This window comes from Dactylosporangium sp. NPDC006015, from assembly GCF_040614215.1.
Classification (GTDB): domain Bacteria; phylum Actinomycetota; class Actinomycetes; order Mycobacteriales; family Micromonosporaceae; genus Dactylosporangium; species Dactylosporangium maewongense.
This window is the reverse complement of sequence record NZ_JBEXUD010000016.1, coordinates 38,816-53,866: the sequence shown is the minus strand read 5'-3', so window position 1 is coordinate 53,866 and position 15,051 is coordinate 38,816. Positions and strand designations below refer to the sequence as shown.

The 15,051-nt window shown below is 73.7% G+C and carries 18 protein-coding genes; 11 read left to right on the top strand and 7 right to left on the bottom strand.

Translation table 11 applies throughout. The features are described from left to right. Window positions 1–8 precede the first annotated feature (8 nt). Entirely contained in the window at window positions 9–182 is a 174-nt protein-coding gene (locus ABZ321_RS27380) for a hypothetical protein (RefSeq protein ID WP_344499490.1), read from the bottom strand. An 81-nt stretch (window positions 183–263) separates the two neighbouring features. Here ABZ321_RS27380 and ABZ321_RS27375 point away from each other — a divergent pair, with 81 nt between their 5' ends. Both ABZ321_RS27375 and ABZ321_RS27370 read left to right on the top strand, forming a co-directional pair. Next, window positions 264–1,223: a helix-turn-helix domain-containing protein gene (locus ABZ321_RS27375; protein ID WP_354896245.1), complete on the top strand. Its 960-nt coding sequence runs from the start codon at window positions 264–266 to the stop codon at window positions 1,221–1,223. Window positions 1,224–1,262: 39 nt separating this feature from the next. Then, window positions 1,263–2,141: a hypothetical protein gene (locus ABZ321_RS27370; protein ID WP_354896242.1), complete on the top strand. Its 879-nt coding sequence runs from the start codon at window positions 1,263–1,265 to the stop codon at window positions 2,139–2,141. Between the two features lie 121 nt (window positions 2,142–2,262). On the opposite strand, the gene ABZ321_RS27365 is transcribed toward ABZ321_RS27370, so the two are convergent. From ABZ321_RS27365 to ABZ321_RS27355, 3 genes are read right to left on the bottom strand one after another with little or no spacing between them, the layout of a single operon-like run. Continuing rightward, window positions 2,263–3,189: an ornithine cyclodeaminase family protein gene (locus ABZ321_RS27365; RefSeq protein ID WP_344499496.1), complete on the bottom strand. Its 927-nt coding sequence runs from the start codon at window positions 3,187–3,189 to the stop codon at window positions 2,263–2,265. A 5-nt stretch (window positions 3,190–3,194) separates the two neighbouring features. Next, complete coding sequence (locus tag ABZ321_RS27360) at window positions 3,195–4,307, bottom strand: alanine racemase (RefSeq protein ID WP_354896239.1); 1,113 nt, start codon at window positions 4,305–4,307, stop codon at window positions 3,195–3,197. After that, window positions 4,294–4,944 carry a helix-turn-helix transcriptional regulator gene (locus tag ABZ321_RS27355; RefSeq protein ID WP_344499500.1) on the bottom strand — a complete coding sequence of 217 codons (651 nt, stop codon included), beginning with the start codon at window positions 4,942–4,944 and terminating at the stop codon, window positions 4,294–4,296. The genes ABZ321_RS27360 and ABZ321_RS27355 overlap by 14 nt, the downstream gene beginning before the upstream one ends. Window positions 4,945–5,026: 82 nt before the next feature. On the opposite strand from ABZ321_RS27355, the gene ABZ321_RS27350 reads away from it, so the two are divergent. The 7 genes from ABZ321_RS27350 (at window position 5,027) to ABZ321_RS27320 (ending at window position 10,833) form a co-directional block, all read left to right on the top strand. Beyond that, the gene (locus ABZ321_RS27350) at window positions 5,027–6,100 is read left to right on the top strand and encodes an NYN domain-containing protein (RefSeq protein WP_354896236.1); all 1,074 of its coding nucleotides are present in this window, start codon (window positions 5,027–5,029) and stop codon (window positions 6,098–6,100) included. 91 nt (window positions 6,101–6,191) lie between these two features. Further along, the gene (locus ABZ321_RS27345; RefSeq protein ID WP_354896233.1) at window positions 6,192–8,219 is read left to right on the top strand and encodes an RICIN domain-containing protein; all 2,028 of its coding nucleotides are present in this window, start codon (window positions 6,192–6,194) and stop codon (window positions 8,217–8,219) included. Window positions 8,220–8,513: 294 nt separating this feature from the next. Further along, window positions 8,514–8,981 carry a hypothetical protein gene (locus tag ABZ321_RS27340; protein ID WP_354896614.1) on the top strand — a complete coding sequence of 156 codons (468 nt, stop codon included), beginning with the start codon at window positions 8,514–8,516 and terminating at the stop codon, window positions 8,979–8,981. Beyond that, window positions 8,884–9,258, top strand: coding sequence for a SpoIIE family protein phosphatase (locus ABZ321_RS27335; protein WP_354896230.1), 375 nt, complete (start codon window positions 8,884–8,886; stop codon window positions 9,256–9,258). Before ABZ321_RS27340 ends, ABZ321_RS27335 begins: the two co-directional genes overlap by 98 nt. 52 nt (window positions 9,259–9,310) lie before the next feature. Next, on the top strand, window positions 9,311–9,868 hold the full coding sequence (locus tag ABZ321_RS27330; RefSeq protein WP_354896599.1) for a DUF5709 domain-containing protein: 558 nt from the start codon (window positions 9,311–9,313) through the stop codon (window positions 9,866–9,868). A gap of 3 nt (window positions 9,869–9,871) precedes the next feature. Further along, window positions 9,872–10,666: an MBL fold metallo-hydrolase gene (locus ABZ321_RS27325; RefSeq protein WP_354896227.1), complete on the top strand. Its 795-nt coding sequence runs from the start codon at window positions 9,872–9,874 to the stop codon at window positions 10,664–10,666. Between the two features lie 11 nt (window positions 10,667–10,677). Then, window positions 10,678–10,833, top strand: a complete 156-nt coding sequence (locus ABZ321_RS27320; RefSeq protein ID WP_344499508.1) for a hypothetical protein — start codon at window positions 10,678–10,680, stop codon at window positions 10,831–10,833. A 9-nt stretch (window positions 10,834–10,842) separates the two neighbouring features. Here ABZ321_RS27320 and ABZ321_RS27315 read toward each other — a convergent pair whose 3' ends face one another. The 3 genes from ABZ321_RS27315 to ABZ321_RS27305 form a co-directional block, all read right to left on the bottom strand. After that, entirely contained in the window at window positions 10,843–12,033 is a 1,191-nt protein-coding gene (locus tag ABZ321_RS27315) for a sigma-70 family RNA polymerase sigma factor (protein ID WP_354896223.1), read from the bottom strand. Beyond that, entirely contained in the window at window positions 12,027–12,374 is a 348-nt protein-coding gene (locus tag ABZ321_RS27310; protein ID WP_344499512.1) for a YciI family protein, read from the bottom strand. The genes ABZ321_RS27315 and ABZ321_RS27310 overlap by 7 nt, the downstream gene beginning before the upstream one ends. A gap of 64 nt (window positions 12,375–12,438) precedes the next feature. Further along, entirely contained in the window at window positions 12,439–13,266 is an 828-nt protein-coding gene (locus ABZ321_RS27305; RefSeq protein ID WP_354896220.1) for an NAD(P)H-binding protein, read from the bottom strand. Between the two features lie 51 nt (window positions 13,267–13,317). Between ABZ321_RS27305 and ABZ321_RS27300 the strand changes: the two genes are divergently transcribed. Together ABZ321_RS27300 and ABZ321_RS27295 are read left to right on the top strand one after the other, a co-directional pair. Continuing rightward, window positions 13,318–13,692: a helix-turn-helix domain-containing protein gene (locus ABZ321_RS27300; protein WP_354896217.1), complete on the top strand. Its 375-nt coding sequence runs from the start codon at window positions 13,318–13,320 to the stop codon at window positions 13,690–13,692. Beyond that, window positions 13,689–15,026 carry a hypothetical protein gene (locus ABZ321_RS27295; RefSeq protein WP_354896214.1) on the top strand — a complete coding sequence of 446 codons (1,338 nt, stop codon included), beginning with the start codon at window positions 13,689–13,691 and terminating at the stop codon, window positions 15,024–15,026. The genes ABZ321_RS27300 and ABZ321_RS27295 overlap by 4 nt, the downstream gene beginning before the upstream one ends. Window positions 15,027–15,051 lie beyond the last annotated feature (25 nt).

The following is a 15,051-nucleotide window of genomic DNA, read 5'->3' as shown; positions in this document are numbered from 1 at the left end:
CCATCTTGTCACTCCGGGACGTGCCGAGCGGGGGCGCGACGGCCGGTGCTGATCTTCTCGACGTGGCCGCAGTAGCACTCGAGGGCGAGCAGGACGCCGGTGTCGGTGTTGCGCAGGGCGCGGATGCGGCGCTCGGACAGCAGGACGCGGGACCCGTGGGTGGGGCAGTCGATGACGAACATGGTCTCAGCCTGCGCCCGGCGGCGTGAACACAACAGTGGCAGATCTGCACGCGATCGCAGATTTTCTGCCATCATGATGGCATGCATCATCCGTTCCGCAACGTCGCCGCGTACGTCCACCACGGCACCGGCGCGTTCGGGGCCGGGATCGTGAGCGAGATCTTCGGCTACGACCGCACGTCCCGCGGGCTGCCCGGGTTCGACTTTGCGGTCTGCGCCGACGAGCCGGGGCCGGTGGCCACCGACGCCGGGCTCAAGCTGATGGTGGAGCACGGCCTGGACCGGCTCGCCCAGGCCGACCTGGTCCTCGTCACCTCGTGGGAGCACTTCGACGTCGCGCCGTCGCCGGCGGTGCTGGAGGCGTTGCGGTCGGCGTACGAGCGGGGCGCGACCATCGCGGGCCACTGCACCGGCGCGTTCGTCCTGGCGTGCGCGGGCCTGCTCGAAGGCCGGCGGGCGACGACCCACTGGCGGTGGGCGGCGGCGATGGCGGCGCGCTTCCCGGACGTGCTGCTGATGCCCGAGGTGCTGTATGTCGACGAGGGGCGCATCGTCACCGGCGCGGGCGCGGCCGCCGGCGTGGACATGTGCCTGTATCTGCTGCGTCGCGAATACGGCTCGGCGGTCGCGAACGCCATCGCCCGCGACATGGTGCTGTCGCCGCACCGCGACGGCGGGCAGGCGCAGTACGTGGCGGCGTCCGTGCCGGCCGACTGCGACGACGAGCGCCTCAGCGCGGTCCTCGGCTGGGCCCGGGAAAACCTCGACACCCCGCTGACCGTCGAGGTCCTGGCCGCCCGGGCGCTGATGAGCCAGCGCTCCTTCGCCCGCCGGTTCGCCGCCGCGACCGGCTCTACCCCGCACGCCTGGGTGCTGTCCCAGCGCCTGCACCGGGCCGAGGAGCTGCTGGAGACCGCCGACCTGCCGATCGAGGAGGTCGCCCGCCGCGTCGGCTTCGGCACCGCCGCCACGCTGCGCGAGCAGTTCGTCCGCCGCCGCGGCGTCCCACCCCGCGAATACCGCAAGGCGTTCGCCTCCTGATCTTGTCGAGGTGAGGTCGCGGCCCGTACCGTCCGCGGCATGCTCTCCCGGTGGTTCAACCCGCTGCGCTCCGCCGGCCGTGACGTGGTCGTCGCGGTCGCGCACGGCTACGAGGCGTTCGAGGCCGAGGACTGGCCCCGCGCTGGCGACCTGCTCGCCGCGGTGGCGCCGAGGGTCCCGCGGCGAGCCGCGAAGGCGGTCTGGTTCGACGCGGCGCTGGCGTTCAAGTTCGCCCGCGACTGGCCCCGCGCGCTGGAGACCGGCAAGACCGCCGTCACGTTCGTGAAGCGGGGCGCCGAGGAGCCCGCCTACTGGAACCTCGGCACGGCCGCCACCGTCCTGCACGACTGGGAGACCGCCCGGGACGCCTGGATCGGCTACGGGTTGGCGCCGTTCGCCGGTACCGGCGAGATCGACGCCGACCTGGGACCCGCCTGCATCCGCCTCGCCGATGTGGAGGAGGTCGTCTGGGCGGTCCGCCTGTGCCCGACCCGAGCCCGCGTCATCAACGTCCCCTTCGACCCGTCCCGCCGCTTCGGCGAGGTCGTCGTCCACGACGGCGCCCCCAGCGGCTCCAGGACGTTCGGGGAGATGACGGTGCCGGTGTTCGACGAGGTCGCCCTCTTCGCACCGTCCCCCACGGCAACCCTCTCCGTGCTCGTCACGGCCGGCGCCGACGACCTCTCGTCCCTGGCGGCCTCCTTCGCCGGCCGGAAGTTCGGCTTCGAGATCCTGGCCAGCCGCGTCGACCTGTGCGCCTGCTGCAGCCGCTCCTCGATCGTCCAGGAACCCCGCGACTTCGCCGGCGAGCAGCAGCTCTTCCTCGCCGCCCCCGAACCCGACGCCCAGACCCTCCTGACCGCCTGGTCCGCCGAACACCCCACCACCCGCTCCTGGACCAACCTGCACCCCGCCTGACGCCGGGCCGGCTCGCGCGGCCGCCCACGCGACCGCCGGCGGGACGGACCTTCGCGCCGTGCTGCCGCTCCTCGCCGCCTGGCTGCCTGCCACGCCACCGCACGCGGCGCGGGACCGACCGTCATCCGGCGCGGAGCAGGGCCTCGGCGATGAAGAGGTCCTGCAGGGCGATGCCGGAGGAGTCGAAGACGGTGATGTCGTCGGGTGAGCGGCGGCCGGGGGCGCGGCCCGCGAGGACGTCGCCGATGGCGGTCACGGTGAGGGTGCCCTCGGCGACGAGGGCGGCGACGTGCTGCAGCTCGCCGATGCGGACGGACTGGGACGGCAGGTCGCAGAAGAGGCGGGCGGCGGTCAGCAGGGCCGGTGGGAGCTCCTGCTTGCCGGCGGCGTCGGAGCCCATGCTGGCCACGTGGGTGCCGGGCCGCACCCAGGCGGCGTCGAAGAGGGGTGCCGTGGCGGTGGTGGCGGTGACGATGATGTCCGCGGCGGCGCAGGCCTCCTCGGCGGGGGCGAGCGTGCCGGTGAGACCGCGGGCGGCGAGCCGGGACAGGAACTCCGCGCCACTGGTGGCGCTGCGGGCGACCACGAGGATCGTCGAGACGGGCCGCACCCGGGCGAGGGCCAGACACTCGTAGAGCGCCTGGTGTCCCGTTCCGAAGATGGCGAGTGTACGGGCGTCGTCCCGCGCCAGCACGGAGGCGGCGACCGCGTCCGCGGCGGCGGTGCGGTAGGCGTTCACGACGCCCGCCTCGACGACCGCCTCGACGCGGCCGACGGACTGGTCGAGGAGCAGCACGACGGAGTTGTGCCTGGGCTGCCCGGCGGCGGCGTTGCCGGGCCAGTAGCTGCCGACCTTGACGCCGGCCAGCGAGGCCGACGCGCCGGGCTTGACCGTGAACCGGTTCGCCGGGTCGGAGCCGTGGCAGGCGACGGCGGGGAAGACCGACGACTGCGGCTCGGCGGCGGCGATCAGCGCCGAGCGCACGGCGGTGAACGCCAGCTCCTCGTTGACGAGCGCGGCCGACTCGGCCTCGGGCAGGAACCGCATCGTGGTCACCATCCTCTGATTCGGGACCACACGGCCTCGACGGCGCGGGAGCCCGGCCGGACCACGTGGTAGCGGTCGTGCTGCGCGGCGGTGGCGCAGGCGTGGTTGGGCAGGATCCGCACCCGGGCGCCGACCGGCAGGGTGGGCAGCGCGGCGGAGCTGCCGGGGCGGACCGAGAGGATGCCGTGCTCCTGGCTGGCGTCGGTCATCAGCAGGTCGTCATACAGGGTGCCGTCGAGGTCGGCGACCAGCCCGTACCCCTGGTCGACGCGCTGGCGGGCGGTGCCACGGTCCCGGGACGTCGCCATCCAGCCGCCGTCGGTGAGGATCCAGCCCTTGTCGGGGCGGTGGCCGATCACGGTGGCGACCACCGTCATCGCCAGGTCCGACGGCGTGCACACGCCGATGCCGGCCATCACGAGGTCGAAGAGGAGGAAGTTGCCGGCCCGGACCTCGGTGACGCCGGTGAGGTCGGTCGCGAAGTGCGCGGTCGGCGTCGACCCGACGCTCACCACCGGCGCCTCGAAGCCCGCCGACCGCAGCACCGCGGCGGCCCGCACCGCGCAGTCGCGCTCGTGTGCGGCGGCCGCACGGAGCGCGGCGACGCCGTCGGCGAAGTACGACTCGCCGGCGTGCGTCAGCACCCCGCGGGGCACGGCGCCGCGCGCGGCGAGGGTGTGCGCGATGTCCAGCAGGACCGGGTCGGTGGGCTGGACGCCGCCGCGGTGGCCGTCGCAGTCGACCTCGATCAGCGCCGGCACGCCGGCGGGCACGGCGGCGGCCTGCTCGACGCTGTCGAGCAGCACGGTCAGGTCGACGCCGCGGTCGCGCAGCGCGGCCACCCGCGGCAGCTTGTCCGGCGCGATGCCGACGGCGTACAGGATGTCGCGGTACCCGGCGTCGGCGAACGCGGAAGCCTCGGCGAGCGTCGACACGGTGATCGGGACGGGCCGCCCGTCGTCGAGCAGCGCGGCGAGGTCGACGGACTTCGTCGTCTTGACGTGCGCCCGCAGCGGCACGCCGAGCCCGGCGAGATGCTTGCTGAGGCGGTCGGCGTTCGCCCGCACCACGGTCGCGTCGACCGCCAGGAACGGTGTCTGCGCGTCATCCAGTGTCAACGGAGCTCCTCCGGCTCTCGGCGAGGTCGGCGTAGGCGGCGGACCGGGAGACCCCGAGCCGCGCGGCGACCCGGGGCACGGCGTTGCGGACGGCGAAGACGCCGCGCCGGTCCAGCGCGCGCAGGAGTGCGAGCCGTTCGGGCCGGGTCAGCGCCGCCACCGGCCTTCCCCGTGCCAGCTCCTCCGCCCGTACCAACGCATCGACGACATCGTCGAAGTCGTCGCTGAACGTGGTGGCCGGCACCTGCGCGGCCGCCGCGCCGGCCAGGGCGGTGAGCAGGTCGCCGGCCTGCCGCAGCGCCGTGACGTCGACGTTGACGCAGAGGGCGCCGAAGACGTGGCCGGCGCCGTCGCGCAGCGGCATGGTCGAGGACTTGACGATCCGGCCGTCGGGGGCGCGGGTGACGTAGTTGACGTCGTTGGTGGCGGCGTCGCCCTGGGCGAGCACGGCCAGGCCGATCTCGCTGATCGCGTCGCCGGCCTTGCGCCCCGTCACCGAGCCGGCGACCGCGACGACCGACTGCTCGCCCCGCCGGTAGTCGTGCAGGACGACCTCACACATCGGCCCGAACGTCGCCGCCAGCCCGTCGATGACCGGCAGCAGCGCCTCCAGGATCGCGTCCGCTCCTGCATCCACCGGCTCATAGTAGACGTCCAGCTTCTGGACGAAAAGTCCGGCCGGTGCGCCGGTGATCGCCGACGGGCGTAGGGTGACCGGCGTGGACTCCGAAGACCGGATCGCGCTCTTCCTCGACTACGAGAACCTGGCGCTCGGCGCCCGGGACCACCTCGGCGGCATGACCTTCGACTTCCGGCCGATCGCCGACGCCCTCGCCGAGCGCGGCCGGGTGGTGGTCCGCCGGGCGTACGCGGACTGGTCGTACTTCGACGAGGACCGCCGGATGCTGACCCGCTCGCACGTCGAGCTGATCGAGATGCCGCAGCGGATGGGCGCCTCGCGCAAGAACGCCGCCGACATCAAGATGGCGGTCGACGCGATGGAGCTGGCGTTCGAGCGCGACTACATCTCCACGTTCGTCCTGTGCACCGGCGACAGCGACTTCACCCCGCTCGTCGACAAGCTGCGCGGGCTCAACAAGCGGGTCATCGGCGTCGGCGTCGAGAAGTCCACGTCGGCCCTGCTGCCACCGGCGTGCGACGAGTTCCTGTACTACGACCGGCTCGAGGGCGTGGACGCGCGCTCGGGCCGGCCCCGGGGCGGCGGCCGGACCGCACGCGCCACGCCGGAGCCGGAGCCGCGCCGGACCAAACCGGTGCCCGAGCCGGAGCCGGAGCCGGTGCCCGAGGTCGGCGACGTCGACGAGCTCGCCGTGATCGTGGCGCAGACCGTCGCCGGGCTGCAGGGCAGCTCCGGGGGAGAGGTCACCGCCTCGACGCTGAAGCGGACCCTGCTGCGCAAGGACCCGACGTTCAGCGAGTCCGACTACGGGTTCCGCGCGTTCGGGGAGCTGCTGCGCCACCTCGCCGACCGCAATGTCATCGAGCTGTCCGGCGGCCGTGCCAAGGGCGACCCGGAGGTGGCGCTGCCCGAGCACGGCGACCGGGAGGCCGGGTTCGCGCTGCTGCGGTCCGTGGTGCTGGAGGCCGGGGGCGGCGGCGCCGCGCTGTCGGGGCTGAAGAACCAGGTCCGCCGGGTCCGGCCGGACTTCAGCGAGAAGAAGCTCGGCTACCGCACGTTCCTGCAGTTCTGCAAGGCCGCCGCGACCGGCGGCGCGGTCCAGCTGCGCTGGAACCCCGAGGCGGACGACTACCTGGTCACCGCGACAAGTTAGCGCGCACATCCGCGACTGACTGGGCATTGACGTGGCGGCATGTGAGCGATAACAATCGTCGCCACCCGCCTAGAGACATGGACACCAGCAGATGAAGCATGCGGTCCGCCTCCTCGCGCTCCTCGCCCTGCTCGCCGTGTATGTCGCCACCCCGGCCCGGCCCGCCCTGGCGGCCGTCACCGGCACCCAGGTGCCCGTCCCGCCGCCGCCGATGGGCTGGGCCTCGTGGAACACGTTCGCCGCGAAGATCAACTTCAACGTCATCAAGGCGCAGGCCGACGCCCTCGTCTCGTCCGGGCTGGCCGCCGCCGGCTACAAGTACGTCAACATCGACGAGGGCTGGTGGCAGGGGACCCGCGACGCCGCCGGCAACATCACCGTCGACACCGCGGAATGGCCCGGCGGCATGGCCGCGATCGCCGACTACCTGCACGGCAAGGGCCTCAAGGCAGGCATCTACACCGACGCCGGCCGCGACGGCTGCGGCTACTACTACCCGACCGGCCGCCCGGCGGCGCCCGGCAGCGGCAGCGAGGGCCACTACGCGCAGGACATGCTGCAGTTCTCCCGCTGGGGCTTCGACTTCGTCAAGGTCGACTGGTGCGGCGGCAGCGCCGAAGGGCTCGACCCGCAGAGCACGTACCGCGCGATCAGCGCCGCCGTCACCAGCGCCGCCGCGACCACCGGCCGCCCGCTCGTGCTGTCCATCTGCAACTGGGGCGTGCAGAGCCCGTGGAACTGGGCGCCCGGCATGGGCGCGATGTGGCGCACCAGCACCGACATCATCTACTACGGCCAGACCGCCACCCAGGCGATGGTCCTCAGCAACTTCGACCAGGGCCTGCACCCCGCCGCCCAGCACACCGGGTACTACAACGACCCCGACATGATGATCGCCGGCATGCCCGGGCTGACCGCCGCGCAGAACCGCACCCACATGGGCCTGTGGGCGATCTCCGGCGCGCCGCTGCTCATCGGCGACGACCTCGCCACGATGGACGCCACGACGAGGGCGACGCTCGGCAACGCCGAGGTGATCGCCGTCGACCAGGACCCGCGCGGACTGCAGGGCGTCAAGGTCTCCGATTCGCAGGGGCGGCAGGTGTACGGGAAGGTGCTCGCCGGCTCGGGACGGCGCGCCGTGCTGCTGCTCAACCGGGGCTCCGCCGCGGCGTCGATGACCGTCCGGTGGGCGGACCTGGGCCTCGCCGCGACGTCGGCATCCGTACGGAACCTGTGGTCCGCGCAGAACGCCGGGAGCTTCGCCACGTCGTACACCGTGAACGTCCCGGCGAACGACGCGGTGCTGCTGACCGTCACCGGCACCGAGGCCGCCGCCACCACCTACGAGGCCGAGGCGACCGGCAACACCCGCACCGGCACGACGGTCGTCGCCTGCGCCGGCTGCTCGGGCGGCTCGAAGGTCGGTGGCATCGGCAACGGCGGCACCCTGCGCTTCAACGCCGTCGCCGCACCGTCCGCGGGCCTCGCCGTGGCGACCATCGCGTACACCAACGGCGACCCCACCACGCGCACGGCGACGCTGCAGGTCAACGGGCAGCCGTCGACGGTCGTCGCGTTCCCGCCGACCGGGTCGTGGACCACCGCCGGCACCGTCTCGGTCATCGTGCCGCTGACCGCCGGCTCGGCCAACACGCTCACGTTCTCCAACGTCGCCGCCTGGGCGCCGGACCTGGACGCGATCGAGGTCCGCCAGCTCGCGTCGGCACCCGCGGCGGTGCGCGTCCAGGGCGTGCAGTCCGGCCGGTGCCTGGACGTCGACAACTCCAGCACCACCAACGGCGTGCAGCTGCAGCTGTGGGACTGCAACGGGCAGGCCAACCAGGCCTGGACCGTGACGTCGAGCAAGCAGTTGACGGTGTACGGCACCAAGTGTCTGGACGCCTACAACAACGGCACCACGAACGGCACCGCCGTCGTCATCTGGGACTGCAACGGTCAGGCGAACCAGCAGTGGAACGTCAACGCCGACGGCACCATCAGCAGCGCGCAGTCCGGCCTGTGCCTGGACGCCAGCAACCGCGGCACCGCCAACGGCACGAAGATCATCCTGTGGGCGTGCGGCTCGGGCACGAACCAGCGGTGGACCCTGGCGTAGCCGTTGATGGTTCGCGCGCCGGCGGCGGGGTAGAAACCGCAGCGAGAGGGTGTGCCGTGGCCGCGTCGGAGGACCGCCGGCAGTGGCGGGCGGCCGTGGTGGACCTGCTCCAGCGGGACCGGCTGGCGCAGCCGGACCAGCTGGGCGCCGTGGCCGCCGCCGCGGCCGCGCCGCTCGGGCTGGACGTCTGGGTCTACCTGGTCGACTCATTCCAGTCGCCCAGAGCAGCGGGTCCTGCTGCCGGTGCCGCGCCCGCCCGCGGCACCGCCGCCGCCGCTCCCCGTCGAGTCCACTGTGGCCGGACAGGTCTTCATGACCGTCCGGCCGCGGTCGTCCACGGTGGACGGACGGCAGCGGCTGTGGATGCCGCTGCTGGACGGCACGGAGCGGCTCGGCGTGCTGGAGGTCGGGCTCGGCGACGGCGGGTCCGCCGACGACCCCGGGCTGCTGGCCGGCTGCGACCTGTTCAGCCAGCTCCTCGGTCACCTCGTGGCGACGAAGATGCCGTACGGCAACGCGCTGCTGCAGGTCCGGCGGCAGCGGCGGATGTCGGAGGCGTCGGAGCTGCTGTGGCGCCTGCAGCCACCGATGACGTTCGTGAGCGAACGAGCCGTCGTCTCGGCGGTCCTCGAACCCTGCTACGAGGTCCATCCGCCGGAGCAGGGTGGTCCGCGGCCTCGACGGCGGCAAGCGGCTCCCGCTGGGCCTCGGCGAGGCTTTGGTCGTGGACGAGGTTGCCGAGGAGCTGCTGGAGCGTGGTGACCGCCTGTTGCTGTACACCGACGGCGCCACCGAGGCCGTCGGCCGTGACGGCCGGGTGTTCGGCGTCGAAGGGCTGGTGGAGCTCGTCGAACGTGACACCGGCGAGCTGCCGGCCCCCGAGGCGCTGCGTCGGCTCTGCCACTCCGCGCTGGCGGGCTACGCAGGCACCCCGGCCGACGACGTCACGCTGCTGCTGGTGGAGTGGGTACAGGACGCCGCGCGGCGGATGCTGCCCCTCGCCACGGCGGACCCCATTCCGCCCTGGGGCGAATTCTGACAATTCGCCCCAGTTCGCGTGTCACCCCGTGCGGGTGGGGTAGCGGGTGAGTATGCGTACAGACAACTTCCCGAGCCTGGTGTCCGACCCCGAGGCCCTGGGGCTTCCCGGTACCGCCGACTACGACTCCACCGCGGGGGACGATGTCGACACCGGACGGGTCGCCGACGGCCCGGACCCCGCGCTGCTGCCGCTGGACCGCGACGACCAGCCGCTCGGGCTCGACCACGCCGACCCCGAGTCGCTGGACGACAAGCTCGACCGCGAACTGCCCGACACGTCGCTGGGGGAGGCCGGCCCGCGGCCCGACGCCACCGCGTCGCCGATCGCCGCCGAGTCGTTCGACCCCGACGCGACCGGCGAGACGCTGGACTCCGTCGACCGGGACACCGCGCTGGACGACGCTCCGGTCGAGCCCAACCTCGGCTCGCAGGTCTCGATGTACGACACGGGCGCCGGCGCCCGCGGCGGCACCGTCGGCCGGCTCGTCGAACCCGACGAGGGCACCGGCGAGGACACCGAGAAGGACGCGATCGCCTACGACGCCGGCGCCGCGGGCGGTGGGGCCACGGCCGAGGAGCTGGCCGTGCACGAGATCCCGGAACGGTGACCCATGGAGACGTCAGCGACGTTCATCGGCAACGCGACGGTGCTGCTGCGCCTCGGCGCGTTCACGCTGCTGACCGACCCCAACTTCCTGCACGCCGGGCAGCGCGCGTACCTCGGCTACGGCCTGTGGTCGAAGCGGCGCCTCGAGCCGGCGATGGGCATCGACGACCTCCCGCCGCTCGACGGGGTCGTGCTGTCACACCTGCACGGTGACCACTTCGACCGGGTCGCCCGCCGTGGCCTGCCCCGCGACCTGCCGTTCGTGACGACGCGCACGGCGCAGCGCCGGCTGTACAGGTGGAGCTTCACGGAAGCGGTCGGCCTGGCCACGTGGGAGGACGTCACGTGGCGGCGCGGCGGCCAGGCGCTGCGGATCACCGCGGTCCCGGCGCAGCACGGCCCGGCCGGCGTGCACCTGGCCCTGCCGGAGACGATGGGCACCGTCATCGACTGGTCCCGCGACGGCCACCGCCGGCTGCGCCTCTACATCACCGGCGACACGCTCTTCCGCCGGTCCGTGCTGAGCCAGATCCCCGAACGCTTCGGCGACATCGACGCGGTGCTGATCCACCTCGGCGGCACCCGCATCCTCGGCGTGCTGGTCACGATGGACGCCCGCGACGGGGTCGCGCTGTCGCGCCTGATCCGCCCGCGCACCATCCTGCCGATCCACCACGACGACTACACCGTCATGCGCGACCCGCTGCACCACTTCGAGCGGCTCGCCGACGGCCTCCCGGTGCGCACCATGTCCCGCGGCGAGACGGTCGACCTGACCGCCGTCTCCGCGATCCAGTGAGGGGAATCGCCATGACCACCGACCCCGACCAGTTCCTCGACTTCCTCGACGACGACCAGCCCCCGGAGCCGGCCAAGGACTCGGACGCGGTGTCCCTGGAAGGCCGCGAACGCCCCCGCGACGAGGACGTGACCACCGACGAGACAGCCCCCGAACCCCCCGACTGACGGCGGGGGTCAGTCCTCGGCCCCGGCTGCTGGGGGTGTCGTGCCGGGGAGGTCGGTCAGGCGGCGGTCCAGGAAGCGGCGTTCGGGGCCGTCGTCGGTGAGGGATCTCGCGCGGAGGTAGGCGGCGCGGGCCTCGGTGGTGCGGCCGAGGCGGCGCAGCAGCTCGGCCCTGGTCGAGTGCAGGTAGCGGAAGTCGTCCAGGCCCAGGCTGTCGACGATGCGCAGGCCGGCCAGTGGGCCCTCGGTCTCGGCGACGGCGATGGCGCGGTTCAGCTCGACGACGGGTGAGGCGGTCAGGCGGGCCAGCTCGCCGTACAGGGCGGCGATCTGCGGCCAGTCGCACGGTGTCTCCGCGTGCAGGGAGGCGATCGCGCCCTGCAGGACGTAGGGGCCGCGGCCGCCCAGCGCGATCGCCCGGTCGAGCACGGTGCGGCCCTGGGTGATCTGGGCGGCGTCCCACCGGGTCGGGTCCTGGTCCTCGAGCAGCACCAGCTCGCCGTCGTGGAAGCGGGTCTCGCGGCGGGAGTCGTGCAGCAGCATCATCGCCAGCAGGCCGTGCACCTCGGGGGCGGCGGGCAGCAGCTCGGTCAGCGCGCGGCCCAGCCAGATGGCCTCGGCGGCGAGCTCGTCGCGGCCGCCGTAGCCCTCGTTGAAGATCAGGTACACGACGGTGAGCACGGCGTCGAGGCGCTCCTGGAGCAGGTGGTCCGGCGGGACGCGGAACGGGATCCCGGCCGCCTTGATCTTGCGTTTGGCGCGGACCAGGCGCTGCGCCATGGTGCGCTCCGGGACGAGCAGCGCCCGGGCGATCTCGCCGGTGGTCAGGCCGCCGAGGGTACGCAGGGTGAGCGCGACCTGGGCCTCGACGGCCAGCGCCGGGTGGCAGCACGTGAAGATGAGCTCCAGGCGCTCGTCGGGGACCGCGGTCATCTCCACCTCCTGGGCGGCGGCGAGCAGCGCGAGCCTGGGCACGAGCGCCCGCTCGCGGCGGATGTGGTCGGTGGCGCGGTTGCGTGCCGTGCGGATCAGCCAGGCGCGTGGGTTGGCCGGCACGCCGTCGCGCGGCCAGTGGTCGGCGGCGATGGCGAAGGCCTCCTGCGCGGCGTCCTCGGCGAGGTCGAAGTCGCCGAGGACGCCGATGAGGGTGGCCAGGACGCGCCCCCACTCGGCACGGAAGATCCCGTCGAGTGCGGTTACCAATACACCTCCGATGGCCGGATCTCGACGGCTCCGCCGTGGCGGGCCGCCGGGACGCGGGCGGCCACCTCAATGGCCGCGTCGAGGTCGTCGGCCTCCAGGATGAACACGCCGCCGACGGCCTCCTTCATCCCGACGAACGGGCCGTCGGTCGTCAGCGTCCTGCCGCCTTCCACCCGCACGGTGGTCGCGTGCTCGGCGAGGCCCAGCGGTGGCACGGTGGTGACCCCGGGGGTCTGGTTGATCGCCTGGTAGTCGGCGTAGACCTGCTTCTGCTCCTCCTCGGTGAGCGCGGCCTGCCGCTCGAGCGCCGGGCCTTGGTAGATGAGCATGACGTACTGCATCGCTGCCTCCTCGTCGGTTCCAGACTGGCAGTAAGACGAACGGCGAGCCACGAATTCGACAGCCTCAGGAGGCGAATGCCGCGGCGTTGCGGGACGCCCAGGTCTGGAACGAGGCGGGCGGGCGGCCCAGCACCCGCTCGACGTCGGGGCTCACCGCCTGCTCGTCCGGCAGGGGCCGGCCGAGGATGGCCAGGGTGCCGTCCGCGACCGGCGGGGGCATGAAGGTGAGCAGCTGGGCGCGGGCCTCCTCCGGGGTCTGCTCGACGAGGTCGACCGGCCCGCCGGTAGCGGCGGCGATCGCCGCCGCGCGGTCGCGGGGTGTGGTCGCCGCCGGTCCGGTGAGCACATACGTGGCGCCGTCGTGCTCGGCGCCGGCGAGCAGGACCGCCGCCGCGACCGCCGCGATGTCGTCCGGGTCGACCAGCGGGAGGGCGACGTCCACGTACGGCGCGTACGCCACCCGATGCGAACGGATCGTCGGTGCCCAGGCGAACGTGTTGGTGGCGAACCCGCCCGGGCGCAGGATCGTCCAGCGCACGCCGGCGCCGCGGACCGCCTCCTCCAGGTCGCGCAGCGGTGCGTGCGACGGGGTGTCGGGGCGGGTGCCGGCGGCCTGGGAGGACAGCAGGACGATGCGCGGCACGCCCGACTCGCGGACCGTGGCGACGAGCGCCCGGTGGTCGACCGGCGCGCCGGGCACCAGCAGGAACAGCGCGTCGGCGCCGTGCAGGGCCGGGCGGAGGCTCGCCGGGTCGGCCAGGTCCGCGGCGAAGGAGCCGTGCGATGGTCCGGCGTTGCGGGAGACGGCGGCGACGGTGGCGCCGGCCGCGGTCAGGGTCTGTACGAGAGGGCGGCCGACGTTGCCGGTCGCACCCGTCACGACGATCTTCATGCCGGCGAAGCTAGCATCGTGGGGATAGTAGGTACCTAGAGGAAAGTGACCATGCAGAAGGAAACCATTCCGGAACTGGCGTGTCCGATCGCGCCCGTGGTCGACATCGTGTTCAGCCGGTGGACGACGCCGATCCTGTGGACGCTGCACGAGCACGGGCGGCAGCGGTTCAGCGAGCTGGAGCGCCGCATCGGCACGGTCACGGCGAAGGTGCTCACCCAGCGGCTGCGGCAGCTGGAGCGGGACGGCCTCGTCGTCCGCACGTACACGCCGGAGATCCCGCCGCGGGTCGAGTACGAGATCAGCGACCTCGGCCGCAGCCTCGGCCCGCTGTTCCACGCGCTCGCCGACTGGGCGGGCGGGCACCTGCCGGCCGTCGACGCGGCGCGGGCCTCCTACGACGCCGCAGGCAAGCCGCGCCCATGACAGCGGAACGGATGCGGGCGTTCGCCGTGCTGCTCGACCGGTCGGTGGCGCGGATCGCCGAGCTGTCCGCGGACGGCCGCCGATTCGACCGGCGCGCGGTCGTGGGGCTCGCGGACATCTGGGACAACAGCACGTTCCCGCTGTTCGACACGGCGCTCCTGCGTCCGTCGTGGCTGCGCGAGCGGCGGGCGGCGGCGGCCCTGCGGTGGATGGCGGACGGCAGTCCCGCGCGCCGGGCGTGGATGATCGAGCAGGCCGCCGGCCACCGGCTGGAGTCCCTGCTGCCGGAGCAGCGGGACCAGCCCGCGCACGTGCGGGACTACAAGGGAGACCTGCGGCCGGGCGTCGTCCCGCTGACCGCGGCGGCGGCCGCCGGCACCGCCCGCGACTACGACCTGACCGGGGCCCGGGTCCGCACCGTCCACCTGGAGCGCGGCGAGCACGGCATCCATGGCTACCTGTGGCTCGAGGCGCCTCGCCGCTACCCCGCGCCCGACAACGCCGGCGAAGCGATCGTCGAGGTGATGCTGGAGGACGTCCGGGAGGCCCGGTTCGACACCGGCGACGGCTCGGGGACGGCGCTGACGGTCGACGATGACGGGGTCGAGGTGCGGGTCGGCGCCCGCGGCCGGTTCGGCGCCGCGTCGGCGCGCGTCGGCTTCGACGACGACACGTGGCACCTGTCGGGTGCGGGCCGGGACGCGGCGGCGGCCGATCCACGCGGCCGCGCGTTCCGGCGCGAGCCGATCGGCTGGCCACCGGCCCGCGGCGCGGCCCGGGACACGGCCCTGGTGGTGCACCAAGCGATGCTGGAGCTCCGGTCGGTGCGCTACGCGAGCAACGTCGGGTCGGTGCGGTTCGGGCAGCTGTGCGCCGCCTTCGCCGGGGCGGGCACCGGCGTGCTCGCCGCGGCGGGCCGCCCCCGGCGGGTCCGTGACCGTGCGTTCCGGGAGCTGGCCGAGGGGTGGATCGCCGCGAGCCCCTGCCTGGCGGACCGCATCACGGACCGGTTCCCGGACGGCCACTGGGCCCGGGCCGCGGTCCCCGCAGGCGACCCGCCACCGCCCCCGGCGGCGGCGATACCCGGGCGGGCCGAGCTCACCCTGGTCCACCACGTCGCGGCGCACGTCCGCTTCGACACCCAGCGCGACGCCTCCACGATCGTCAACCTGGCCGTCCCGGACGGCGACGGCCCGTGGACGCCGCGGGCGCTGGAGTTCGAACGCACCACCGCGATGTCGATCGGCACGCCCGCGATCGCCGGCCCGCACCCCGTCGCGCACACCGCCGGCCGGTCGCTGTCCTTCACCGACGGCTCGTTCAGCGTCGCGTAGTGGTGGCGCGCGGCGGTACCGTCTG

Coding starts and splice junctions, on each gene's coding strand:
- ABZ321_RS27380 (WP_344499490.1), bottom strand. CDS start 182: ATGTTCGTCATCGACTGCCCCACCCACGGGTCCCGCGTCCTGCTGTCC.
- ABZ321_RS27375 (WP_354896245.1), top strand. CDS start 264: ATGCATCATCCGTTCCGCAACGTCGCCGCGTACGTCCACCACGGCACC.
- ABZ321_RS27370 (WP_354896242.1), top strand. CDS start 1,263: ATGCTCTCCCGGTGGTTCAACCCGCTGCGCTCCGCCGGCCGTGACGTG.
- ABZ321_RS27365 (WP_344499496.1), bottom strand. CDS start 3,189: ATGCGGTTCCTGCCCGAGGCCGAGTCGGCCGCGCTCGTCAACGAGGAG.
- ABZ321_RS27345 (WP_354896233.1), top strand. CDS start 6,192: ATGAAGCATGCGGTCCGCCTCCTCGCGCTCCTCGCCCTGCTCGCCGTG.
- ABZ321_RS27330 (WP_354896599.1), top strand. CDS start 9,311: ATGCGTACAGACAACTTCCCGAGCCTGGTGTCCGACCCCGAGGCCCTG.
- ABZ321_RS27325 (WP_354896227.1), top strand. CDS start 9,872: ATGGAGACGTCAGCGACGTTCATCGGCAACGCGACGGTGCTGCTGCGC.
- ABZ321_RS27320 (WP_344499508.1), top strand. CDS start 10,678: ATGACCACCGACCCCGACCAGTTCCTCGACTTCCTCGACGACGACCAG.
- ABZ321_RS27310 (WP_344499512.1), bottom strand. CDS start 12,374: ATGCAGTACGTCATGCTCATCTACCAAGGCCCGGCGCTCGAGCGGCAG.
- ABZ321_RS27305 (WP_354896220.1), bottom strand. CDS start 13,266: ATGAAGATCGTCGTGACGGGTGCGACCGGCAACGTCGGCCGCCCTCTC.
- ABZ321_RS27300 (WP_354896217.1), top strand. CDS start 13,318: ATGCAGAAGGAAACCATTCCGGAACTGGCGTGTCCGATCGCGCCCGTG.
- ABZ321_RS27295 (WP_354896214.1), top strand. CDS start 13,689: ATGACAGCGGAACGGATGCGGGCGTTCGCCGTGCTGCTCGACCGGTCG.